The sequence below is a fragment of the Salmonella sp. K21076 genome (assembly GCF_039650795.1).
GTDB lineage: Bacteria > Pseudomonadota > Gammaproteobacteria > Enterobacterales > Enterobacteriaceae > Salmonella > Salmonella enterica.
Map to the genome: position 1 here is coordinate 18,496 of NZ_JBCLYA010000050.1, position 23,657 is coordinate 42,152.

General features: G+C 46.3%; 21 protein-coding genes and 2 pseudogenes. 8 read left to right on the forward strand and 15 right to left on the reverse strand.

The genetic code is table 11. The annotated features are described in order from the left end of the window. Positions 1 to 11 precede the first annotated feature (11 nt). The 4 genes from AAYN39_RS18945 to AAYN39_RS18960 are packed head-to-tail and all read right to left on the reverse strand — an operon-like array spanning position 12 to position 1,309. The gene (locus AAYN39_RS18945; protein WP_000963479.1) at positions 12 to 353 is read right to left on the reverse strand and encodes a DUF5347 family protein; all 342 of its coding nucleotides are present in this window, start codon (positions 351 to 353) and stop codon (positions 12 to 14) included. Continuing rightward, the gene (locus AAYN39_RS18950) at positions 317 to 517 is read right to left on the reverse strand and encodes a phage filamentation protein Fil family protein (protein ID WP_000956167.1); all 201 of its coding nucleotides are present in this window, start codon (positions 515 to 517) and stop codon (positions 317 to 319) included. The genes AAYN39_RS18945 and AAYN39_RS18950 overlap by 37 nt, the downstream gene beginning before the upstream one ends. A gap of 7 nt (positions 518 to 524) precedes the next feature. Beyond that, positions 525 to 1,034 carry a phage regulatory CII family protein gene (locus tag AAYN39_RS18955; RefSeq protein ID WP_000460852.1) on the reverse strand — a complete coding sequence of 170 codons (510 nt, stop codon included), beginning with the start codon at positions 1,032 to 1,034 and terminating at the stop codon, positions 525 to 527. Positions 1,035 to 1,066: 32 nt separating this feature from the next. After that, positions 1,067 to 1,309 (reverse strand): Rha family transcriptional regulator, encoded by a 243-nt coding sequence (locus AAYN39_RS18960; RefSeq protein WP_000102106.1) that lies wholly within the window; start codon positions 1,307 to 1,309, stop codon positions 1,067 to 1,069. 116 nt (positions 1,310 to 1,425) lie between these two features. Here AAYN39_RS18960 and AAYN39_RS18965 point away from each other — a divergent pair, with 116 nt between their 5' ends. Next, positions 1,426 to 2,058: a helix-turn-helix domain-containing protein gene (locus AAYN39_RS18965; RefSeq protein WP_000052560.1), complete on the forward strand. Its 633-nt coding sequence runs from the start codon at positions 1,426 to 1,428 to the stop codon at positions 2,056 to 2,058. A 3-nt stretch (positions 2,059 to 2,061) separates the two neighbouring features. Next, a complete protein-coding gene (locus AAYN39_RS18970; protein ID WP_000027757.1) occupies positions 2,062 to 3,087 on the forward strand; it encodes a site-specific integrase in 1,026 nt (341 codons plus the stop codon). Positions 3,088 to 3,202: 115 nt separating this feature from the next. On the opposite strand, the pseudogene umuD reads toward AAYN39_RS18970, so the two are convergent. Next, a pseudogene (gene umuD, locus AAYN39_RS18975) lies at positions 3,203 to 3,547 on the reverse strand (translesion error-prone DNA polymerase V autoproteolytic subunit); the annotation flags it as partial. Positions 3,548 to 3,781: 234 nt separating this feature from the next. On the opposite strand from umuD, the pseudogene AAYN39_RS18980 reads away from it, so the two are divergent. The 4 genes and pseudogenes from AAYN39_RS18980 to AAYN39_RS18995 all read left to right on the forward strand — a co-directional run. Then, positions 3,782 to 3,892, forward strand: a pseudogene (locus AAYN39_RS18980) (autoinducer 2 ABC transporter substrate-binding protein); the annotation flags it as partial. 301 nt (positions 3,893 to 4,193) lie between these two features. Continuing rightward, positions 4,194 to 4,451 (forward strand): YjhX family toxin, encoded by a 258-nt coding sequence (locus AAYN39_RS18985; protein WP_001681810.1) that lies wholly within the window; start codon positions 4,194 to 4,196, stop codon positions 4,449 to 4,451. 10 nt (positions 4,452 to 4,461) lie between these two features. Further along, entirely contained in the window at positions 4,462 to 5,352 is an 891-nt protein-coding gene (locus AAYN39_RS18990; protein ID WP_001681808.1) for a class I SAM-dependent methyltransferase, read from the forward strand. Next, positions 5,352 to 6,098, forward strand: coding sequence for a class I SAM-dependent methyltransferase (locus AAYN39_RS18995; protein WP_000354257.1), 747 nt, complete (start codon positions 5,352 to 5,354; stop codon positions 6,096 to 6,098). The genes AAYN39_RS18990 and AAYN39_RS18995 overlap by 1 nt, the downstream gene beginning before the upstream one ends. A 301-nt stretch (positions 6,099 to 6,399) precedes the next feature. Here the strand turns inward: AAYN39_RS18995 and vexE are convergent, their stop codons facing one another. The 10 genes from vexE to tviA form a co-directional block, all read right to left on the reverse strand. Continuing rightward, positions 6,400 to 8,370: a Vi polysaccharide transport protein VexE gene (gene vexE, locus AAYN39_RS19000; protein ID WP_000052242.1), complete on the reverse strand. Its 1,971-nt coding sequence runs from the start codon at positions 8,368 to 8,370 to the stop codon at positions 6,400 to 6,402. 19 nt (positions 8,371 to 8,389) lie between these two features. Beyond that, the gene (gene vexD / locus AAYN39_RS19005; protein ID WP_000431675.1) at positions 8,390 to 9,694 is read right to left on the reverse strand and encodes a Vi polysaccharide ABC transporter inner membrane protein VexD; all 1,305 of its coding nucleotides are present in this window, start codon (positions 9,692 to 9,694) and stop codon (positions 8,390 to 8,392) included. A gap of 22 nt (positions 9,695 to 9,716) precedes the next feature. After that, on the reverse strand, positions 9,717 to 10,412 hold the full coding sequence (gene vexC / locus AAYN39_RS19010) for a Vi polysaccharide ABC transporter ATP-binding protein VexC (protein WP_000467404.1): 696 nt from the start codon (positions 10,410 to 10,412) through the stop codon (positions 9,717 to 9,719). Positions 10,413 to 10,437: 25 nt separating this feature from the next. Then, on the reverse strand, positions 10,438 to 11,232 hold the full coding sequence (gene vexB, locus AAYN39_RS19015) for a Vi polysaccharide ABC transporter inner membrane protein VexB (RefSeq protein ID WP_001023498.1): 795 nt from the start codon (positions 11,230 to 11,232) through the stop codon (positions 10,438 to 10,440). A gap of 9 nt (positions 11,233 to 11,241) precedes the next feature. After that, positions 11,242 to 12,309, reverse strand: a complete 1,068-nt coding sequence (gene vexA / locus AAYN39_RS19020; RefSeq protein ID WP_000720235.1) for a Vi polysaccharide ABC transporter protein VexA — start codon at positions 12,307 to 12,309, stop codon at positions 11,242 to 11,244. Positions 12,310 to 12,353: 44 nt separating this feature from the next. After that, a complete protein-coding gene (gene tviE, locus AAYN39_RS19025; RefSeq protein ID WP_000632616.1) occupies positions 12,354 to 14,090 on the reverse strand; it encodes a Vi polysaccharide biosynthesis glycosyltransferase TviE in 1,737 nt (578 codons plus the stop codon). Then, complete coding sequence (tviD, locus tag AAYN39_RS19030; RefSeq protein ID WP_010989299.1) at positions 14,090 to 16,585, reverse strand: Vi polysaccharide biosynthesis protein TviD; 2,496 nt, start codon at positions 16,583 to 16,585, stop codon at positions 14,090 to 14,092. Before tviD ends, tviE begins: the two co-directional genes overlap by 1 nt. A gap of 23 nt (positions 16,586 to 16,608) precedes the next feature. Next, positions 16,609 to 17,655, reverse strand: coding sequence for a Vi polysaccharide biosynthesis UDP-N-acetylglucosaminuronic acid C-4 epimerase TviC (tviC, locus tag AAYN39_RS19035; RefSeq protein WP_000127915.1), 1,047 nt, complete (start codon positions 17,653 to 17,655; stop codon positions 16,609 to 16,611). A gap of 2 nt (positions 17,656 to 17,657) precedes the next feature. Further along, positions 17,658 to 18,935, reverse strand: coding sequence for a Vi polysaccharide biosynthesis UDP-N-acetylglucosamine C-6 dehydrogenase TviB (gene tviB / locus AAYN39_RS19040; protein ID WP_000466893.1), 1,278 nt, complete (start codon positions 18,933 to 18,935; stop codon positions 17,658 to 17,660). A 244-nt stretch (positions 18,936 to 19,179) separates the two neighbouring features. Continuing rightward, positions 19,180 to 19,719, reverse strand: a complete 540-nt coding sequence (gene tviA / locus AAYN39_RS19045) for a Vi polysaccharide biosynthesis regulator TviA (protein ID WP_001210944.1) — start codon at positions 19,717 to 19,719, stop codon at positions 19,180 to 19,182. A gap of 853 nt (positions 19,720 to 20,572) precedes the next feature. Here tviA and AAYN39_RS19050 point away from each other — a divergent pair. Further along, positions 20,573 to 22,084 (forward strand): UvrD-helicase domain-containing protein, encoded by a 1,512-nt coding sequence (locus AAYN39_RS19050; protein WP_001120833.1) that lies wholly within the window; start codon positions 20,573 to 20,575, stop codon positions 22,082 to 22,084. Then, complete coding sequence (locus AAYN39_RS19055) at positions 22,068 to 23,657, forward strand: TraI domain-containing protein (RefSeq protein ID WP_000488995.1); 1,590 nt, start codon at positions 22,068 to 22,070, stop codon at positions 23,655 to 23,657. Before AAYN39_RS19050 ends, AAYN39_RS19055 begins: the two co-directional genes overlap by 17 nt.

Sequence of the window (23,657 nt, forward strand, 5' to 3'; positions counted from 1 at the left end):
TCGGTTGTTGGTTAATTCGGCATGGCTAGCCGATTTGGAAATAAACTCACCACTGTACGGAAATGGTTCATTGCTTTAATCAGCTCCCGCTTTTCGTCAGTCGTCAGTTCACTAACATTGACGCTATGACGTTCCGCCGGAATCTTTGCCATAAAGAATATTGCGGCTAGTGCGCGTTTATTCTGCTCATGGTTAATATCCCGTTGGTCCCGCATATCGCTAATAAAGCGATCCAGTTCTGAATCAATATTTAAGCCAAACACTTTCGCCCTTAATTCCGCGATGTGGTTTAACCCATTAAGACGGAGGCCAGCGCTTAGCGGAACAGTCGCAGCATCACCTTCAATAGCCATGGTTTCCCCTGCTTTTTAGCGGACAGCTCAGCCAGCAACGCATCCTGAGAGCGGCACGGATGCCAGCGCTTGCCATCCTTCCCCATAATCCAGCCATGACCGCAGTGCATTGCAGGACTTTGCTTAACGAGAAGTGATGCAAAAGATGGTTCTTTAGTCAGCATAGCCACCTCAGATCAGACCGAATGAAGCGCCGAGGCCCGTCACGGTATCCACCGCGCTTGCCATCGCCGGGTTAGCCTGCAAACGTGCCTGCATGGAAACGGCAGCCAGTGCCATTAGACGAGTAACTGAGTTGATGCTACTGATAACATCGCGGCGGCCTGCAGTAGTTTTCACATCACCCGATACAGCACCGGCAGCAACACGTCCGATTTCAGCAGTAGCGCTCATGACGTAATGCGGCAGCTTCTCTTTTGCCACTTCGTTCATCGGTATGCATGGCAGGCAGTGAATCTGTGCCAGGAAACCATCTACCAGCGTGGAGTCCTCAGTAATATCGGTAAGCAGCCAGATCTCCGACGGCGTGAGCTGATGCGGTTGTTCCGGGTTCAGCTTGTTACGCAGCGTCTGGACTTTCATTCCCGCGCGTTCTGCCAGCTTCGCCATGTTGTGACGCAGCGCGAAAGCCCGGCAGGCTTCGTCAAAGTGTGGATGTTTGGAAATCTTATAATCAAACATGCAAGCCCCTTAGAAAGTTCTCATAATCGAACTTACTGACCAACAATGACGCGGAAGTTGGAATGACCCAGAGACTCACGAACCTGGTCGGTTTTGTACATCAGGTACCGCAGGCTTACACGTCCTTTATTTTTTTCTTTCTTCACCATGTACTTAGCAAGCTGACCATGGTGAATTTTTTGATACACCGAGCCACGGGAGATACCTTCCCACTCCGCGAACTCAGCAGGCGTTGCCATCTCTTTTGGTACACGAATTGAAATATCAGTACTCATAGTGCAGTATCTCTTAGTTTGGGTTCGTTTTATCTTGTTTTATGTGGTTTGATTTTACTTTTCAAACCATGAGCGGATATTAAGATCACTTTTTATATACGTCAAGAGGTTTGATTATGAGTTTAATCAAGGCAGGGAATGATAGTGGTGGGCGCGATGCGATTAACAGGCTTATTAAGGCTTACAATTTCAGCTCACGACAGCAGCTCTGCGAACATCTGGAAGTATCAAAAAGCACTATGGCTAACAGATACTTAAGGGATAGTTTCCCTGCTGAATGGGTAATTCAATGCGCTCTTGAAACAGGAATTTCCCTTCTATGGCTGGCTACGGGCCAAGGAGATATGTATGCGTGTGAGAACGAAGAAAGAAATCTCAAAAACGAAACCTCCGTCACGGTAAGACCACTTTCTAAAATTGTTGCTCCTAGCATCAAACATGTTGAACTGAAGAACGGTGAACTGCAGCCAAGTGATGAAATTCTTCTTGATAGCAGACTGCTCGATGGTGACTCATCCAACTCTTTGTTTGTAAAAACAGCTACTGATAGCTTTGTTGTGGATACGTCTGTTAAACAAGTCAGTAATGGCTTCTGGTTAGTCGATATGGACGGAGTTAAAAGCATCGTCAAAATCGCTCGCGTTCCAGGCAACAAAATTGTAGTTCACCAAGATGAAACATCATTTGAATGCTCGGTCGACGACATTGAAGCTATCGGGCGTGCAGTCAAAGTAATCAAGAGCCTCTAACTTATGAGCATCAGAAAACAGCCTAACGGAAAATGGTTGTGTGAATGCTACCCGAACGGACGGGATGGCAAGCGTGTACGCAAGCAATTTGCGACTAAAGGCGAGGCCATAGCATTCGAAAACCACACCATGGATGAGGTGAACAAAAAACCGTGGCTGGGGGAGAAAGAAGATCGGCGGCATTTGTCAGAAGTGATTGAGCAGTGGCATTCACTTTATGGGCAGACGCTGGCAGACCCCAAACGCCTGTTGGCAAAACTCAGCATTATTTGTAATGGTTTGGGCGATCCCATTGCCTCAGAGTTAACCGCAGGCGATTTTACGAAATACCGGGAAGCACGGTTAAAAGGTGAAGTAAAAAATGAAGATGGCGTGCTTATGTCGCCAGTTAAGCCCCGTACGGTAAACCTTGAACAACGTAACCTATCATCTGTTTTTGGCACACTGAAAAAGCTGGGCCACTGGCCAGCACCCAACCCGCTCGCTGGGCTGCCAACATTCAAAATCGCAGAGGGCGAACTGGCGTTCCTGGCACCGGAAGAAATTAAACGTCTACTGGATGCCTGTGCTGATTCGCAGAGTCCCAGTTTGCTGATGATTGCAAAAATATGCCTGGCAACTGGCGCCCGATGGAGTGAAGCCGAAAACCTGCAGGGCCATCAGCTATCAAAATACCGCATCACTTATACCAAGACCAAAGGCAAGAAAAACCGAACCGTGCCAATATCTCAGGAACTGTATGATGAACTCCCTAAAAACAGGGGGAAGTTATTCACGCCATGCAGAAAATCCTTTGAGCGTGCAGTAAAGCGAGCTGGTATCGAACTGCCAGAAGGCCAGTGCACTCACGTACTGCGCCATACATTCGCCAGCCATTTTATGATGAACGGCGGAAACATACTGGTACTGCGCGATATTCTGGGCCATGCCGATATAAAAATGACGATGGTTTACGCTCACTTTGCCCCTGACCACCTCGAAGATGCCGTGACAAAAAACCCGCTTCACAACCTCAATTGGAAGCGCTAATTTATGGCGGCATTTTGGCGGCAGGGCATTAAAAACGCGTAAAACGGACAAATACTTAATAATACTAACTCGCTGTTTTTAAACATAAAACACTGTTTTAACTATACTAAAAATGGTATGCAGGATTCATGGGAAGCAGGGCGATGCGGGGCTTAAGTTGCAGACGTTTGACTGTAAACTCACCTTCTGTTTCTGCAATGACGATGTCACCCTGTAGCGGCTTTTCGGCTTTATCGACCACCATTAGATCACCGGAATGCAGCCCCATATCCCGCATCGAATCACCAATGGCCCGAACAAAGAAAGTTGAACTGGGGCGACGTATACAATACGCATTCAGATCCAGCTCTTCTTCTGTATAGTCAGTTGCTGGAGAAGGAAAACCGGCAGCACATCTCTCTGTAAACAAAGGGATTGTCAGTGCTTCAGGAATGGATGCTATGGGAATAAAGTGCAGCATGTTATACCTCAAAATAACTGTATGTATATACAGTATGCAGGTATAAGTTTCCACGTTCAAATCGATGACAGGATTTTTCTGATAAGTGGCTGAAGCAACGGGAATTAAAGTTTACTCCAAAGTAGTCTTTAATACTGAACAATGCAGAGCCCACAGTACTGATATAAGCGTACGCAGATAAGTTTTAGCGGGGGATAACCGGTCTGAGCTACCAGAACACCGACGTCTCCCACAAGCCCTGCACAGTTAGGCGGCATACTGGTCGATATGGCCGCAAATGAGGTCAAAAAAGAGAAAGCCAAAGTGGCCTTCTTCTTTTCCAGTCCGACCGCGACCGATCAGAACCTAATGCGGGCTGACAAGTTCACTTACTGGCAATAAAAGTCGCCAGCATTACCTTCTGAAATTTCCTCCCGCATCACATTTTTTCTCTCCTGTGTTTTCATTACAAAAAACAGTTGTTATTATTCATGCCGTAAATACCTTTCAACTCTCACCGAGGCTTTGATGCTGGAGAATGTAATCATCAGATAATCAGTTTTCTGTTCTGCTCAGAACGGACTGATTATCGCTGCGCTTAAACTTTACGCGAACATCTGCGGATGTTGGCTCGTTTTTGCTCATGTTGATTAACAGGTTTTCCAGTATGAATTTATCCCGTCAGGAACAGCGTACCTTACATGTGCTCGCAAAAGGTGGACGTATTGTGCACGTTCGCGATGCTTCTGGTCGCGTTACCTCTGTTGAATGCTACAGCCGCGAAGGGCTGTTGCTCGCCGACTGTACTCTCGCCGTTTTCAAAAAGCTCAAAACCAAAAAACTGATCAAGTCCGTCAACGGTCAGCCTTACCGCATCAACACCACCGGGCTGAACAACGTTCGCTCACAGCCCGATAACCGTTAAGGAGAGCATTATGGATATCAGTACTCTCATTTCTTCCTCCGGTCGGCTGCAGCTGTCTGCAGCTGAAAGTAAAATACCCTGGGAAGAGCTGGCGTTTAGCCAGCGCATGCTGGAAAACCATCTGTCGCAGGATCATGACTGGGCCAGCCGCAGACAGATCGTAATTGAACAGCAGGTTGGGTGGATTGCCCGTCAGCTACTGGTTGGTGCACGCATTCTGGATATCGGCTGCGGCCCGGGTTTATACACCCACTTGCTGGCGGAGCGTGGATATTGCTGTACGGGCGTTGATTTTTCACCGGCATCCATCGAGTGGGCTCGTCAGCAGGCGCAAACCGCCGGTCTGAGCATTGACTACATCCGGCAGGATATTCGCACCTACTGGCCGGAGACACAGTTCGAGTTCATCATGATGACGTTTGGAGAGCTAAATGTTTTCAGTGCCACTGACGCTCAGACCCTTATCAGCCGCTGTGCCCGGTGGCTGGTACCAGGCGGCAGGCTGTTTGTTGAAGTTCATACTTTTGATGAAGTTAAACGTCAGGGTATGGCGCCGGCGAGCTGGCAGCGTTGTCCGCACGGACTGTTCCTTGCGGCATCTCATCTGCTGCTGACGGAAAACGCCTGGGATGAAGAAACGCAGACCAGCTCAACGCAGTTCTGGGCGATAGATGAAAACGGTCGCATTAGCCGTTTTGGCAGTCAGATGACGGCCTGGCGCGATGACGAATATGCCAGTTTGCTCGGTAACGCGGGCTTCAAAATACTATCACACCCGGACAGTAGCGAGTGGCCGGTCAGCGAGACTTTTGAGGGCAAGCTCTTTGCTCTGCTGGCAGAAAAATCAAAATCCCCGGAAGGGCGTTCCCTGAATACACAGCTAAAAAAAGGAGTAAATTAATGGATATTCCACGTATTTTTACTATCAGCGAAAGCGAACACCGCATTCATAACCCGTTCACGCCGGAAAAATACGCCACGCTGGGCCGCGTGTTGCGCATGAAACCAGGCATGAGCGTTCTCGATTTGGGCAGCGGCTCGGGTGAGATGCTTTGCACCTGGGCACGCGATTACGGTATTACCGGTACAGGCATCGATATGAGCCCACTTTTTACTGCGCAGGCCAAGTTACGAGCAGAAGAGCTCGGTGTCAGTGAACGCGTTCATTTTGTGCATAATGACGCGGCGGGTTACGTCGCGGATGAACAATGTGATATCGCGGCCTGCGTTGGCGCAACTTGGATTGCAGGCGGCGTCGCAGGGACGATGAACCTTCTGGCCATGAGTCTGAAGCCAGGAGGAATTATGCTTATCGGTGAACCATACTGGCGTCAGGTACCTCCGACGGAAGAGATTGCTCAGGCTTGTGGCGTCTCATCCGTGGCAGACTTCCTCACCCTGCAGGGCCTTGTAGCCTCTTTTGACGAGCGGGGCTATGATCTGGTGGAAATGGTTCTGGCAGACCAGGAAGGCTGGGACAGATACGAGGCGGCGAAATGGCTAACCATGCGTCGCTGGCTGGAGGATAACCCTGATGATGATTTTGTACAGGAAGTCCGAAAGGAGCTGACTGTTGCGCCCAAACGCCATGTCAATTACACACGTGAATACTTAGGCTGGGGTGTCTTTGCGTTAATGGCACGCTAGCGAATAAGGATCCCCCTGGTAGATTAAAGCTGCCGGGGGGAATATGATTCAGGGAGGGGCAATGTTCAAAAACACGAATTGGGATAGGGCCCTAATATAAATGTCAGGAATGTTTTATGAGATGCAAGGCTGACAGAAGCTGAAAAATATATAACAGAGTCAAAGGCATGGCAGACAGCCTGTTTGAGGGGACTCGTTGTGCTACTGATGGTGACTTGCAACTTGCAGACTGATATCTGGGTTAATACCACATTTTCAGCTCTGAAGTACAAATTTTCATCTACCGCAATTAAATCGCTTATTAACTATCCCTACGTATAATGTTTCGCCAAATCCCACCGGAAAGACGCAGATTTTCCGGATCGCTTTGCAGGATCCGGGTAACACACTGCAGATAATTCTCCTTCCAACGTTCGGTAAATGAAAGCTGGCTTTCAAATTTCAGCGGATCGACCATCCTCTCAAGCACAAAATGGATATGCCTGTTTTTCCATATCGGAACACTGAAAACGGTAGGCAAATGCATTTTCCAGGCAAGACGAGAGCAAAATGTGGAGTAGGTGATTTGCTGACCGAAAAAGTCGATAGTCGGCGCACTCAAATTCAGCGCGCCGTCTATTGCCACCACAAGCGACTGTCCACTATGTAAGGTCTGCATACAGGCCCTGACCACGTCCGCTTCGCTTTTATCGCTAACCGAAATCAATCGCTCGCCGTAGCCCCCTTTGAGCACGCCAGGAGTGGAAGCCACCCATTTGCTGTTCATCTCCAGTAAGGACAGGATCATCGGCCCGGCATACATTGCGCCCAGATGAGCCGATACAATAATGCAGCCTCTCTGATCGAGTTGTAGCCGTTGGAAAAACTGTTCGACATGCGATATGTCGGCCAATCGGTACATAGGTTCATCAGCCTGCTCTCCCCGACATTCAAGCCAGTCGAGGAGAAAATTATCAGCAAGATAGCCCCACTTCGCCCGGCGTTCCCATTCGTCGCGCTCGATACCGGACTGTCTGCCGGCAACTTCCCATGCCCAGTCAAGGCGCTCAGGCGGTAGATTAACGGCAGATATTTGCCCATCAAGCGCCAGCAGCCCCTCTTCGAATGATTGAGGCAGATGACTTGCTCTGGCCTGAATATAGTGCTCAAAGACGCTTTCCGCTTCGCTTGTTTTCCCCGCCTGTAACAATGCCGCCGCGGCATAACGGTTCCATTTACTCGTCACCCCTTTTTCCCTTGCCAGTTGTACAAACTCATCGCTGGCAGCAGTGTATTGCCCAACCTGGCGCAGTGCTCGGGCATACATTGCTCTGACATAAGGAAGATCAGGATGAGTCGCGAGCGACTGCTGCAGTAACGGAATGGCTTTCTCATTCTGACCCGTTCTGATTAAGGCATCGGCATACAGGGTCACGATACGTACATTATCAGAGTTAAATTGCAGGGCATGACGCCAATGCTCAGCGGCCTGAAGCTTCGCTTCCCGACTGCGACCGGATTGATAGTAAGCAAGCCCCAGGCTACGACGCAGTGCTGCACCATCCAACCCACGGGCTAATGCGGATTCCCCTGTCTGAATGGCTTCCTGATATTTACCGACAGCGCACAGCGTATCAACCGCCAGCCCCGCCGACTCCTGCCTTTCTAACGCGAAGAAAGGGAGCAATGCGCGGGCCAGGTCATGATCTTCTGGTAGGCGGCTTTTATTTAAGAAACTGAGGCAGGTCGCAATCATATCTCCCCGTGGGGGAACTTCCTGCGCCTGTGTTCTGGCCAACGAGATTGCCTGTAACTCTTTATCCATCAGTACCAGTGTGCGCAAATGGAGGGCAAAAATTTGGCTATTTCCCGAAAAAGCGAGCCATGCCTGCTCGGCTAAGTCAGCAACAGTCGCATATTGTTTACTCTTAAGCAGCACGCTCGCGACCAGCAGGACATCCTCCGGCTGGCACACATTCACCGCCAGCAGTTTATTAACTACCTGTAGTACAGCGTCCGGTTGAGATGATGCCAGTGGCGAAATAACCCAGCGTCGTAATAAATCACGGCCATTCTTTGCCGTCAGCACACGGTCAGACAACAAAGTCAGCCCGACATCTGTTTCATCTTTACGCAAACACGCGATAGCGAAGAGAATAATGTTTTGCTCATTTCCAGCACTATCTCGCACTTTTTCGGGATGCTGACTGAAATAGAGGCATAGCCCCTCCCAATCCTCTTGTTTGAGTAGGGTGGTTGGCGATATTTTTTTAAATGTAGAGTGCAAGCTCATTATATTTCCTTACTCAGCCTTATTCACGCATCCGCCTGATGGTTATCAGGAGAGAAGTCACCAGGTACGTGATGCCCAGCAACACGAAGAACAGTAACCACTTTGTTCCATCGGCATAGCGAGTGGTGTCAGACTCAGCCATCGGTTGAGAAATGATCAGCAAATACTGTCTCTCACGTAGAGCTTGAAGCTTCCCTTGCTGTAAGGTCTGTAAGGCAGATTCCCAGCGTGCTTTGGCGATCTCGCTCTGCAGGCGAAGATCTTCAAATAAGGACAGGCTTTCTGAAGAGCCTTGCGACCCTAACTTATTTGACAAGCGGTTACGTTGTTCGCCGATCTGCTTTTCCAGTACCTTGATTTTGGCCGACAGGCGAGGAATAAGGGGGTTCTGATCCAAACCATTCACCATTAATTGCGCGTATTCCGCTTTCGCCTCCGCCAACTGCGTTTCAAAGCCAGCAATTAATTGATAAATAGCGGTTATGGTTTCCTTCGGGTCAATATCTTTTTGTATATGCTGTATTTTTAGCAATTCAAGTCGAGCTGCCCCCAGATTCTCTTGGGCCGATTTAACATCATTTTCCAGCCACAAAATCCGTTCCTTCTGCATCCGCGCTGAAACGGTATTAACGTGCTGTTCAGCAAAAGACAGAATGCGCTGGGCAAAAAACTCAGCCTGTTTCGCACTCCGTGCCTTCACGTTTAAACGCAGCATGCCCTGTTGAATATCGACAGCAACCGAGACTTTTGATAAATAGTAACGATAAGGATCATCATTAATACCCAGCGGCGCGTGGAAGCGGGAAAATAATGCGATATCGTCTTGCGCGAAATAAGATAAAAAACCGAGCTCTTTTTCCATCCGATCCATCATTTCTTTCGAAAGTATAAACTCGCGAACCTGAAAGCCCTCCGACATCTTATTGCCTGCACCAAAGAAAGATGTTCCAGAAAAATTATCCTGGCTGGCATCAGTTTGCACAATAAAGGTGGCATCCGCACTATAAAAATGCGATGTTAAAATCCACGACATAAGCATAATAACCAGCAGCGGCAAAGCAATATAAAGAAAGAGCCGACGTAGCGATTGCTTGGCTTGCTGAACACGTCGCTCTTTAATAACTAATGACGCTCTACGGACAGAATCAGCATCCGTCGCAGACCACCCGGCGTCTGGGTTATGATGACTTTTTGCATCGGCCGATTTTTCCGTCTGGCGAAGGGCGCGTTCATCCTCTTTTTGTTGTAGCCGCGAGGCTCGGCTTTCTTGTGCTACCTTCGCTCTTTCTTCTTTCCATTTTTTAATACGTTCTGAATTTTCCACACTCTATCCGTATATTTACTAATTATATATCAAAGGAATAATCTTCAGTTTGAATCGTCGCCTGATTTGACTGATATTGTTCAAAAAGCGCAGTTGCCTGCGCTAAATCTTCACACATTGTAATTTTTCCATGCAGCAGTACGCCAAACGCATGACAGTGTTCTTTAATAAGCCGAGGGTTGTGCGTTAGCACAATCAACCCTTTCTGTTGCAGCTGACAAGCTAGCGCCGCCTGCATACGCAACTGTGTGGCATTATCCCCGGTGTACAGCTTGCCATCAGCAATATAAAGGCGGCAGGGAAGCAGTAAATTAATGGCAAATGCCAGATGCGTTTTCATCGTGACAGAATATTCACTCACCCTGTCGGTATAGCACTGTTCAAGCTGGGTCAATTGATAACAGAAATGTGAAAACTCATCGCCATCCAGGCCATATAGACTTGCCATCATTCGCGCATTCTCCTCACCGGTTAACCCTGGCAGAATAAAAGAGTTTGCCCCCAGTGGGAGCGCATCACCCCGTAGCCCAATAAAATCCCCCTCATCAGGAGCATCCAGGCCACACAGCAACCTGGTTAGCGTCGTTTTGCCTGAACCAGGAGCCGCCAGAATACCGATATGCTCATGGTAGCCCATGACAAAATCTGTTTTATCAAGGACCACCCGCGGGCCCTTATCAGACTCAAAATAGCGTGTACAACCTAATAAACCGAACACGAATGCGTCTCTCCTGAAGCTAAAGTCAGTGATTTTCAGTGTCACAAATCAGGTGAAAAATGAGGCCCGCGAGGAATAACGTTGCGGAAAATGCCAGAGGGTAAAAAGGTTCAAGGTACAAGGAGTGATACCCCTCAAACATACCTTCTCTGACTATCTCATTAGCATGTAGTAGAGGGTTCCAGCTGAATATGCTTAATAATGAATAAGGCAATTCATTCGCCGTATAAAAGACAGCCGAAATCAAAAACATCGGTCTTAGCATCACAGGAACAGCTTTGTAGACCAGCGGAAACCGTTCAGACAGTGCGTCACAAAAGTAACCAAACGATAACCCCAGAAGCCATGCGATAACCATCCCTTCAAAAATCAGGAACGGTTTTTGGGCCTCCCAACGGGAGAATATAAGAAAGTTAATTAATGAAATAATAATATAAATGATAACTGCATTAACAAATTCGATTGCGGCAAGAGAAAAAATCACATGTCTTTTCTTAACCTGCGAGACAACCGCTAACGATGTAGAGAATGAATGGGTTCGCATGGTTGCGGTAATGGTATAACGAAATAACAGATACGGTAATATCCCTGCAATAACAAAACTGATATCGTCAGTGGATATTGGCACCGAGCGATTTAAATATTGAAAAGAAATAACGGTAATGGATATCCATACCAGTGGTACGGCCAGCACCATCATATAGTTTAGTAAATTACCGTTATAGCGTGTTTTGATATCGCGTGACATCAATAAAATAATTAACTCACAGACGGTAATGAGTTTCATAAAATAATAAGAATTATTTTTCAAAATATTCATATGGCGACATTAGAAAGAATTAGTGCCGCGGGTCAAAAAGCTATCGAATGCGGCTTTCACCTTAGCGAAATCAGTCAAAGAGGCGTTCGAGATATAGATAACATCGCCGTTGTCCACTCGTATGGCCTGCGCTAAAAACACCGAGTTAGGTTGGCTCATATCGACATGATAGATATTCAGCTTACGCATCTGCTGTTTCGCCTGTTCCGCTTCGTTATGCTTGTACAGAAAAATCGCTTGCGGATCGGCAAGATTGTCATTTAATCCTTTCGCGAGCGCCAAAGCATCCACGACGCTGGAATGACGCTGAACCAGAGCATGTTTCCCCTGAACACCTGCTGCGCCGAGCACATTAACATACTCGGTCACTTGACGCAGAGTGATACGGTCATCCGGCTGTAAGGCAATATCCAATCCGGGATACTGATAAATATCTGACAGTCGCGCAGTGAAATAATGCTGCTGGCGCGTCACGTGAACTTCCATCATATCTGTGCTGGTATTTTCTACTGCCACTGCCGTTGCCAAAAGATGACTCAGACGATTCATACTCTGTTCGAGAGGGTATCGACCCGTTTTCCCGCTGCCCTCGACCGTCACCATGGCTCCGGTGCGGGCGGTAAGTGTCACAATCACCTGAGGATTCAGGACAACGCGCGAAAGTCGCTTTTTGATCTCATCAGCCAGTTGCGTCACATCCAATCCAGAAACCGGGATTGTCCCGGCATAAGGCACCTGAACGGTATTACTGTCAGTCACAAGAATATTTTCAAAATCCGCACGGTCGCCGCTCGCGTTATTGGATAAATATCCAGCCCCGCCCGAGGATAAAATAGTGATATGCAGCACATCGCCTTTAGCCAAAGATGTCCAGTGCCAGTTATTTGCGGCAAAAACCGGATCGACAATAGTTTTCGGCACAGTATCGGGAGCGCTTAGTTTTAATGTCGGCGTGACTTCGACCAGATTATAACGAGGATCGTCCTGATTAATAAGGCTGGATTTAAATACCGCCCTGGGAATAGTGCATCCCGAAAGCAGGAAAAATGTCGTTAGTAATATGATGATTTTTTTCATAACTTATTTTATAAATGAAATAGCTGAAAAATGATGCCCATTAATTAACGAGGCTGAGAGGCAATGGTTTTTACAAACGTTCCCACCATATGTTCCACGGTGAAGCGTTCTTGTAAAAATGACTGCGTCTGTTGGCAAATACCGGTTCTGCTGCGCCATAAATTGACCAACTTTTCTGCATAGCGGCAAGCCTGGTCAAGATTGACCGTCTGTGCATCATCAAGAATGAAACCCGAAACACCCTCAATAAAGCATTCTGCCGATCCACCTGCAGGGGTTGAAATCACCGGCACCCCGACCATTTGTGCTTCAATAAGCACATTAGGTAGCCCTTCATAACGCGAAAACAAAATGAATACATTCATTTTTTGCAGCCAATACCCTACGTCACGCGAGGCGCCAACGAATAGTATTCTCTCCAGAATCCCTAACTGTTCGGCGCGTTTCTGCGCTTCAGCGCGTAAATCACCATCGCCTACCAGCACAAAGCGCGTGGCGGGGTGGTGTTGTAAATAGCGTGCTGCAAAATCAATCCATGCAAAAGGGTTCTTATCGCCTACAAAGCGGAAAACGCCACCAATAGTCGTGTCCGCATCCTGGGTTTTTTGCGTAAACTGCTGCCAGATTTTATGTGGCACCTCAGAAGAGGGTTCAGTAGATGGCGGTAAGACGCCGTTATATACAACCTGGAAGTGCTTCGCCTCCAACTTCAGCCAGTCGGCATAATGGCGAGTCACACAATGGTTGTTACTCATAAAATCAACGCCAGGCACGACCGCCAGCGCCTGGTAGAGAGGCTCATATTCCGGCTTGAACAGACGCTTTCTAACCACCGGCGGTAACCCACGTAATCCCAGTTGAATTCTGGGCACGCCAGCAATCAATGCTGCAAGCGCAATCATCAGACAAGCGCTATCCTGCCAAACGGAGAGATAATCCAGCTTGCGCTCGCATAAATGGGGGACCAGATGCTTGATGCCGTATTTACACACCGGCGGTAGATGCGATAGCAATAAGCGCAACTCTGGAGATTCTATTGTCGCATCGTCAAACAAGTTTCCGGTAATCTTCGCGATTTCAAGAACCTCGACCTGTTCTTCCAGCACTTCTTTCAGGAAAAAGTCTTGCCTGAGTTCCGGTGTCAGGGAGCGAATAATTAGTTCTACCGGTTCTTCTACTTTCAGGCCGCCAATTTTCCCCTTTTGCCGATATTTTCTGGCGATTTCGATAGCCAGCCTGGAAATCTGACGCTCTGCACCACCGCTACCTAGCGAGCCAGTACAGAGCGCAAGACGACCGAAAGACCCGACGGGAAGCTGCCTGGGTTGACGATTTCTATAGAACAAGATGGCATGCTTCATTGCAATAATACAGGTGTTGGTCCCCACAGGGATCGCTTTCCCTTCAAGGCGTTCAAGCAAATCACAGATCTTATTTATTTTGCCTAAATAATTGTTATATTTTTTCTGCACACCATTGCTAACCTTTTTAAGAATTAGCTGAGCATCTTTGGCTAGCCCCGTATTATATAAACGACGTGCATACTCATAACGTGCTTCATCATTGTTTTGTGCAATCAGCGTTTCGTAGAGCGCGTATGCACGCTCCGTTTCATTGACATCATGAAGAAACTCTGCTTTTTTTAGCATCGCTAATGAAGTTAAAGCCTCAGTCGGTAATTCACTGTCAATTAACGCAACAGCTTGCGCAAGCTTCTTCTCTTGTTTTAATGTTAAACACGTTTTTCCTAGTGCAGCTAACTTTTCTTCCTGCGTAATCATTACGACTTCCCTGATGTATTTTTTTGTAATGCGGTTATGCAGGTCGAGATCTGCCTTGTCACCGGCTCCGTTGGTCCATTCACTTTCTCCAGTCGCTGCCAATACTGCAAAGCCTGCGTGTAGTCGCGTAAATGCATTGCATTTAATGCGGCATATTTCAAGGCATAGGCATTTTCGCTATCAAAAACGAGTAATTTTTTCGCATAGTCTAGATGTTCATAAGACGTGATAGTGCTACCGCCATCCTTCCGTGACTCATTAAATAATCTGATAATTTGCTTATATTCACGCATCAGACGAGAAACATCAGGCTCAATTCGTTTCAGGCTAATCAATACAGACAATGCTTCATCCAGACGCCCTTCAGTTTTCTTCTGGCGTACATATTTAAGGGCTCTGGTTGCAACATTGCGACACTCTTTCTCAAACAACTTGTTCATTGAGGCATTCTGGAATGATAGAGTAATGCTCATGACGTTAGCAATCAAATCAATGAGGAACGGAATGTTGTTAATATGACGTATGCTGCGTAACATAATCGACTGCAGGCTGGTAATGTTCGAGTTACGAATCAAGGTCATGTGGGCCAACGTGCACGCGTCTTTCCAGGCACCAAGATTCACCAGCGTTCTTGCACAATATACGGTGCCAACGGGATCAAACTTCAGAAGTGGCCACACTATTTTCGCCCCTGCCAGGATATTTTCATAATCCTCACGCTCATACATTTCTCTTAATTTATCGCGCCATGCCATTTTAACTTCATTATTAAAGCGAGAAATACGTGAATGGGGATAAACCATAAATGCAGAGTAGCTATAGGCTAGCGAAGTACTCAGTGAGACAAAATCATCAACCGAATGTAGCGACAGCGCGGTATTGTTCCATGCCTCAAAAACGTCGTGGATTTTATCTTTATACGAGGTGCGAAGCGCTTGATGATAGCTCATATTCTTGATGCAGAAAGCTGTGCGGATAACGAGACCGGTATCATGAATCGTCGACAATACCGTCAGCGCAAATTCTGACTCATGGCGGAGTAGCTGCTCGAGCGCATGCATGAAAATCAATTCATCACTGAATTTGATTGCCAAAGATAACGCCGTTTCCATAAACGTATCATTTAGGCGCTGCGATTGAATGCCGGCATGGAAAGCTTCAGAGAATGCGTTGCCATCATTGAAATATTGCGTGCTGCTCAGGAAATTAACCCATCCGCTTTGAGTTTCAGGATTCAATAATAGTACACGTTTCCAATAATGATATGACTTATCAAACAGCTGTAAAGCATCGGCTGAGCCGGCGGCAACGGTAAGGACTTCTTCATCTTCAATTTCATTGGAAAGCATCATCTCTGCCGTCGATAAGGCTTCCCGCCAACGCGCTAATCCATGTAGAGACCTCAGCCGACAACGTAATGTACTGTCAGTCGTACCGATAATTTTCTCAACATCACTAATATCCTGATAAGCCTGTTCATAATAACCTAAATGGCTGAAGATTACGGACCGAAGTTGGATTAGAACGGGATCTTGCTGCTGATTTCTTAATGCGGCAAAAAGTTGTTGTGATGCAGCAATAATGTCGCCATCTGCAAGCTGCTTAGTGATCGATAAGGTAATCTCACGTATTTGGTCCTGTTTCTCTTGTCGCCCCTCATCAAGATGATGATTAGTATTATTGATCACTCCCTTAAAAATAGCCGCAACGATCGCGTCACCAAACATATCGGTATAATGAGTAAGATCGTCGCCATTTTTTTCCAGGGCTCGTTTCTGCCCCCACTTTTCCATCAAATTTGTCGGGTTAACGCAGGGAATATCCATCCTGGCGGCGATGGTGTCGACATTTTTAATCAACCGACTACGGGATAGAATGACGGTTCCAGCACGAGTCACGGCATCAACATGTGTCATAAACATAACGCGATCGCGACCAAGAAGCTGAACGATTTCCATCATATCCTGTTCGATAGCATGCTCATCCATCTGCTCGACATTGATATTGCTTAATAAGGCACGATCGTCTTCCGACATTCCGGCAAAACAGGGATCGTCTTTGAGATAGGCCAGCAGTTTGTGTCGATTTCCTTGCGTGGCCAACGACCAGTACATGCACGCCCGCTCTGTTTGGCTAAAAAATTCATAGAAATGACGAGTTAAATAATTTATTTGTAAGCAGAACCCATAGGCCATAATCTTCTTCTGACTTGAAATCTCAATGATATAGAAATCAGAACGACTATGTACGTCGGTGTTTGAATAGTTTACATTAGGTCTAAAAATAAATGGTCGGACCTTTTCAGGAATGTCTATCAAGCCCAAAATAAACCGAATCTGCTGTAATGCCTCGCTGCTCGTATGCGTAAAACCATATATTCTCTTAAAGTTTGCCTGAAAATTAAAATAAGGCTGAGCTCGTTTTACCGGACTCACAATACGGCAACTGCCAATGGCTGTAAGCGTAAACATCCCTGACGATTTCATTAAATTCATCCACGTGAAAGGAAAGTGAGTAGTTATACCGAGGAATACAAAGTAGAATGTTTATCGATATACCATTTTAGAGTCTGCTTAAGTCCTTCTTTGATATCAAATTCAGGCTCATATGAAAGAAATGTTTTTATTTTGGTAATATCTGCCTGGCTATGCTTAACGTCACCGTCACGAAAATCTTTATAAATTGGTTCAGCTCTACTTTGTTCGTTCCGCCATAAATTAAGCCCATCGCGAATTAGATAATAAAGCTCATTTAACGAAGTTCTATCTCCAACTGCCACATTATAGACCTTATTTTTAGAGGCTAAATCATTAGTTGTTGCTGATAATAGATTGGCCTGAATCACATTCTCTATATAGCAAAAATCCCTGCTTGTTGAGCCATCGCCATTGATATAAATTGGTTCATCTTTAAGAAGCGATAGTATCCAGCGAGGAATAACTGCCGAGTACGCTCCGTTAGGATTTTGGCGGCGACCAAAGACATTAAAGTAGCGTAGGCCAATAGCGTTAAATTCATAGCTACGTGCAAACACATCAGCGTACAATTCATTGACGTATTTTGTTACCGCATACGGGCTGAGTGGTCGACCGATCCGTTCCTCAATTTTAGGTAAATCGGGATGGTCTCCATAGGTGCTACTGCTTGCGGCGTAGGTGAAACTAGAGACATGAGCATCTCTCGCCGCCGTCAACATATTTAAAAAACCATCAATATTGGCGCTATTAGTCGCGATGGGATCCTTTAGGGAACGTGGCACGCTTCCTAGCGCGGCTTGGTGGAGAACATAGTCAACGTTCTTACACGCTTTCTGACAGTCAGTAAATTTCCTGATGTCACCCTGAATAAAAATAAATCGCGACCATTGCTCCTCACTGACGGACGTGCGAACGTCGTCTAGATTATGCTGATAACCGGTGGAAAAGTTATCCAGTCCAATGACAGTCTGGTTGAGAAAGAGTAATTCTTCTAATAAGCCGGAGCCAATAAAGCCTGCTACGCCAGTGATCAGCCAGCGCTTTGGTGCCAGAACCAGTTTGGTCCGTAGTTCTTCGTAAGCCGTCATGATTACAATCTCACATCTGACTGCTCAGCCGGAAGAACATACTTCAAATCATAAAGTACATGTTTATCTTTTCCGAAGCCGCGAATATCCTCACTTCCCATCTGTTTAAATTGCTGATGTCCTACTGCAACAATGATCGCATCGTAGTGGCTTGATTTGACTTCCGATACCGGGATAATGCCATACTCTCGTCTTACCTCTTCGGCATCCACCCATGGATCAAAAATATCCACTTTACAACTATATTTACCGAGTTCCTTTACCACATCAATAATGCGTGTATTTCTGATGTCCGGACAGTTTTCTTTAAAGGTAAAGCCGAGAATCAGCACGCTGGAACCCTCAACGTTAATTCCTTTTTTGATCATTGCTTTGATCAACTGCTCGGAGACATAGTTGCCCATGTTGTCGTTCAGGCGGCGTCCTGCAAGTATGATTTCTGGATAATAGCCAATGCCCTGAGATTTATGTGTCAGATAATAGGGATCTACGCCAATACAGTGACCACCGACCAGTCCCGGACGGAATGGCAGGAAATTCCATTTGCTGCCAGCGGCACGTAGCACGGCTTCAGTATCGATATTTAAACGATTAAAAATAATCGCCAGCTCATTGACCAAGGCAATATTCAGATCGCGTTGCGTATTTTCAATCACCTTCGCTGCCTCAGCAACTTTGATGCTCTCTGCTTTATATGTACCTGCGCTGATGATCTGCTGATATACTTCATCGATAAGTTCGGCGATCTGTGCGGTTGAACCGGAGGTGATTTTCTTGATGTTGGTTAAACGGTGCTTTTTATCACCGGGATTGATCCTTTCCGGGCTATAACCGACATAGAAATCCTGGTTGAAAGTCATTCCGGACATACGAGCAAGGATCGGCACGCATTCTTCTTCGGTACATCCCGGATATACCGTAGATTCATATACCACAATATCTCCCCGATTCAGCACTGTACCAACGGTTTCACTCGCCTTGATTAGTGGGGTGAGGTCTGGTTGCTTGTAGGTATTTATCGGCGTCGGGACGGTGATGATGTAAAAATTACATTCTTTGATCTTCTCAATCTCGGAAGTAAATTTCAGATAACGAGCCTCACGTAATTCTTCTTCAGTGGTTTCCAGATTGACATCCACCCCATTCTTTAATTCAAGAATACGCTTTTTATTAACGTCGAAGCCAACAACCTGACGAGATTTGCCAAATTCAACTGCCAGAGGAAGCCCAACATATCCCAGCCCAATAATCGCGATTTTTACCTCGTCTATACCGAACACTCTTATTAATCCTTTACTAAAATTTTATATTTACAAAGTTAATTCTAGGTGTTTATTCAGATACGCTACCGCCCCTGGCCGTAGCAGCCAGTATGGTTAATGAAAACGTATAACCGTACCCCTTTCTTACTTGAATAGAACAGAAGTCGCTGAGAATATATGTATTAACGCCAATGAGTAACGAAAATAATTTTGTGCTGAAACGAAATACTTGTCCGTGTTTTACTCAATAAAAATTACCGCATTACAGTAAAGTAACTGAATCCGGCAATAACAGATAGCGCGGCTCACGTACTCCAAATTTTACTGCCAATTCTTTTCTCCAGCGATACATAGTCGATGATGAGTTCATAAATCTATCCTGAAGCTCTTCCATACCACTTTCCGAAAGGAAATATTTCATCTTTACTATATCCTTACGGTTAATTCTGAAACGATAATCTCTCTGCTCCGTCAAGATCTTTTCACCACTTTGGTGTTGACTGACATTTCTGATAATATCCTGGACTGATGTTGCCGCATCGAAAACAGCAATAACATTTTTGCACTCTGTCAACCAAAAACGTGCAAGGGGCATTAGTCGCGAACTTGAAATGATAACGATTATTTTATTAATATCACTCATTCGCGTGAAAAAATTCAGGGCATTTAACAGGCTGTAGCGATTTAGGTTCACAAACAAATAATTTCTGTCATTTGTTATCAGTGACACTTCTTCAATAATGCCAGCAGCTCCAACCCCGAAATAGATATCATTCGGAGGCCAGAAATGATGAAACCTCATGAAGTCTCCTTATGCTGAAATAACCTAATTTCATCCATAGAAAAGGTACAAGCAATATCTAATTCTTTGCTCCTGTTAACAATTAACTAACAATAAAATTATTACCCTAATTTTAATAGTACTAACGGCCTAAACGGGATTTTTACACAACAGAGAATTGATGTCAAACCTGCACAATTCATTGTTTGTACCTATCAAAAAATCTTATTTAGTCTAGAAAATCGAATGATAAATTATGCTAAATTGTTTGGATAGGGCGTATTTTTTAATCCTGGCGACCATAAAAAATGCTAAGCCATTCCTCAAAATAAGAATATTCCTAATCGTATTTGAAATAATCTGTTACAAATTTAATTGTTTGCACCTTTGGGGTTAAACCTTAACTGTACAGAATCACAGGCTGTATTTTAATTACTCTTTGCCCTGTTTCCATTTCAAATTAAAGATATGGATAATGACTATTGTTAGTTAACTTTTCCGTTGACGATGTCTACAAAATATTTTCTCGCTAGATGTTTGCATTAGAGTCACCCATTAATAATGACCGGAAAACCGTCAGAACGTCATACTGGTTTTATAATTTCCGGTGAAATGATGGTGCGTGACTGCTTCGGAAATGAATACCTTATTCATGCCGGCGAAGCATTTGAGGTTTCTGAGAATCATGATGCCTGGGTAGTGGGTGATACTCCGTGTGTTGCGCTGGATTTCACGCATTTCCTCCGCTGAGGATATGAACTTGATGGTACAGGGCTGGTTTGCAGAATTCTTTTTTTTGGATTTATAAATTGCACTGGATAACAGTCTGGCGGGTTCTCAGGATGAGCAAAATGCTTTTATCCGGAGCCCGATTATGCCCCACACTGATACTCCTGAACAGGCTGCTGTCATCGCATGGAAGGGCGAACGTCTGGTTGTCTGTGCTTTTGCCGGGAGTGGCAAAACCACCACACTTCGTCGTTATGCTGAGGAAAATCCAACGGAACGAATGCTCTATATTGCTTATAACCGTGCCATTCGGGATGAGGCGGAGCAGAAATTCCCCTTCAACGTTACCTGCAAAACATCGCATCAACTGGCCTGGCCGACGGTCGGGAAACATTACAGTCATCGTCTGATTAATTCACTACGACTGACCTATGTCGCCCGGGCGCTAAACTCCCGCAACTGGTTGCTGGCCAGACTGACGCTTGATGTTCTGAATCGCTTTATATGCAGCGCGGCCACCGATATTACGCCTGAACACATGCCTGATCCTGACGACTGTAAGGGGCTACAACCAGGTCAAATCCTGTTTTCAGCAAAGAAAATCTGGGCAATGATGTCGGCCCGTCAGGGGGATTTTCCGGTCACCCATGATACTTATCTAAAGCTTTACCAGTTGAGCAAACCGAATCTTTCTTCCCGCTATACCACGTTATTGTTTGATGAAGCTCAGGATGCCAATCCTGTCATCAGCGCCATTGTGCTCAACCAGACCTGCCGGGTAGTTCTGGTTGGAGATACTCATCAGCAAATCTACCGCTTTCGTGGGGCGGATAATGCCATGCAGGCTCCGCAACTGGAGAACTCAGACCGTCTTTGGCTAACCCACAGCTTTCGCTTCGGTCCGGAGGTAGCCGGGGTGGCCAACAGGCTGCTGGCCCTGAAGGGCGAAACGCATCAGATAACTGGAAAGGGGGGCGCAGGCCGTGTTCTGCTCACAATGCCGCGGAATTTTGGCCATCATGCTGTTCTTCACCGATCTGTCTGTGGTGTCATCCGGACGGCACTGCACTGGTCGCTGGCTGGCAGGAAAGTATTCTGGGTTGGTGGTATGGAAAGCTACAGAATTGAGGATTTACTGGATCTGTACTGGTTCTCAATTGATATGTCGGAGCGTATGCGACACGACAGGCTGACCCGTGAATACCGGGACTATGATGAATATCTGCAGATAGCCGAAGATACCGGTGATGTGGAGATGAAGCAGGGGATATTTATTCTTGAACAGTTTTTTCCGTTACCGGACAGACTGAATACGTTACGTGAGCAACGCGTCATCAGTGAATCTGAAGCTGATGTGACGGTATGTACAGCACACAGGAGTAAGGGGCTCGAATGGGACAGGGTGAAGTTACATGATGACTTTCTCGATATTCTGGATCCTGACATGCCGGAAAGTCAGCGGCAGGATGAAATTAACCTCATGTATGTGGCAGCCACCCGGGCGCGTAAAGTGCTTATAACCGATCCGATATTGCACGAGCTTCTGATCCAGCCCCGGGCTGAAGATATAGCCGGAACTTCTGCGGATAAATCGGGTGAGTCAGAAGTGAGTACAGAAAACGATAAAAAAGGGACTGAATATGTTCCGGAAAGTTAAGTCATGGATGGAGAAGAAAAACTTCAGACAGATAGAAGAAAATAAATCGGGAAATGCGAAGAAGAGACTTATTCCCTGTACGGATGGATATTTTAACCCTGCGGCCATTTCAGATTTGTTACAGCATGAACGACGGCAGCAATGGTTAAGGATTTTGTGGGAGAACAGCGCGCTACCTAAAGAGCGTTTTGAACGTTATTTTTTACTCCCTTTACACGGCGTTGTGGGTTTATGTCAGAGACTCCCGGCTTCGGCTCAGGGAAAATTTGCCTATACAGACGGCATGGTGGATTACGTCATACAGACGACGGTCTTTGCCGTACGTTTATCAAAAGGATATATGCTGCCCCGAGGTGCATCTGCAGAGGAACAATCCGCGCAGTCAGTCAGCTGGAGTGCTGTCGTTTATTACGCTGCATTATTCCACTCGTTGGGGCGCTTATGGAATATTGAAGGCGAGCTCCGTAGTGGTGCTGTATGGCGCCCGGGATTAAGTGTTCCGGAAGAACCTTATCGTTTTCGTTTTAAAGCAGAACCCGATATAGCAGGTGCTCAGGTTTATGGTGAATTGATCGCTCTCAGATTTTTGCCAGAACCGGTTCTTCAGTGGCTGGGTAAAAACCCTGATATTCTGAGAACATTGCTGGCTTTCATAAGCGGACGTTACAGTGATGCAATGGATATTACGGATATCGTTAATGAGGCCATTGTGCATGCCGGAGGGATACCTCTTGGTTTTCCCATTGCACAGGAAGAGCAGACTTCTGAATTAGCAGAGATACTAAACCCTGCCGCGACAGTAGCTCCCGTGTTGAGGAAAGGTTCTTCTACAACTCCTCCTGATGTCCCTGTCATGGTTGATGGAGGGCAGGAGACTACTGTCCTTTTATCTTCCCTTGATTCTGATGCTAAGCCTGAACGTGGGGAAGGGCAGCCTACTGCTGAAACAGATCCAGATGTTCTTCAGGTCATGTCGATTCTGGGAGGGCTGACGAACACTGACACACAGTCGCCTGAAAAGGAAGGCGTGAACACAGAGACCGATATGGTGGCAGGAGAATCGTTTCCGGAAGTCGCGGTTGCACTTGAGACTTCAGCAGCAGAAGAGGTTATCAATGACACCGTTACCACTGAATGCACTGGATCATCCTCGGGTGGCATATCATCGCTTTCCTCAACGGAGCTGGGAGATTTGTTCTGGTCCTGGCTAAGGGATGGGCTTCGTGAGGGGGATATACCAGTAAATACTGCTGATGCCTGTGTTCATCTGACTTGTGGCTTCGTATTTATCAGCGTCCCGGGTGTTTTTTTTCTGTTTTTGAAATCACATTCGCGTTCCTGTTCTTCTGGTCTGAAAGAAAGCGGGAGGAAGGAGCAGGTGCAGGCGGCATTTGAGAAGATGCGAAAGCATCGGGTCAGTGATTCCCGGCGATTCTGGCAGTGCTGTCTTTATGAAGAGCCAGGGGGCAGGGGGAGATACAAAAAGTTAACAGGGTATCTGATAAAAATGTCAGAGATTTATGCTAATGGTAACTTTCCCGACGACAGTTTATTTCTAAAGGTCATCAATTGA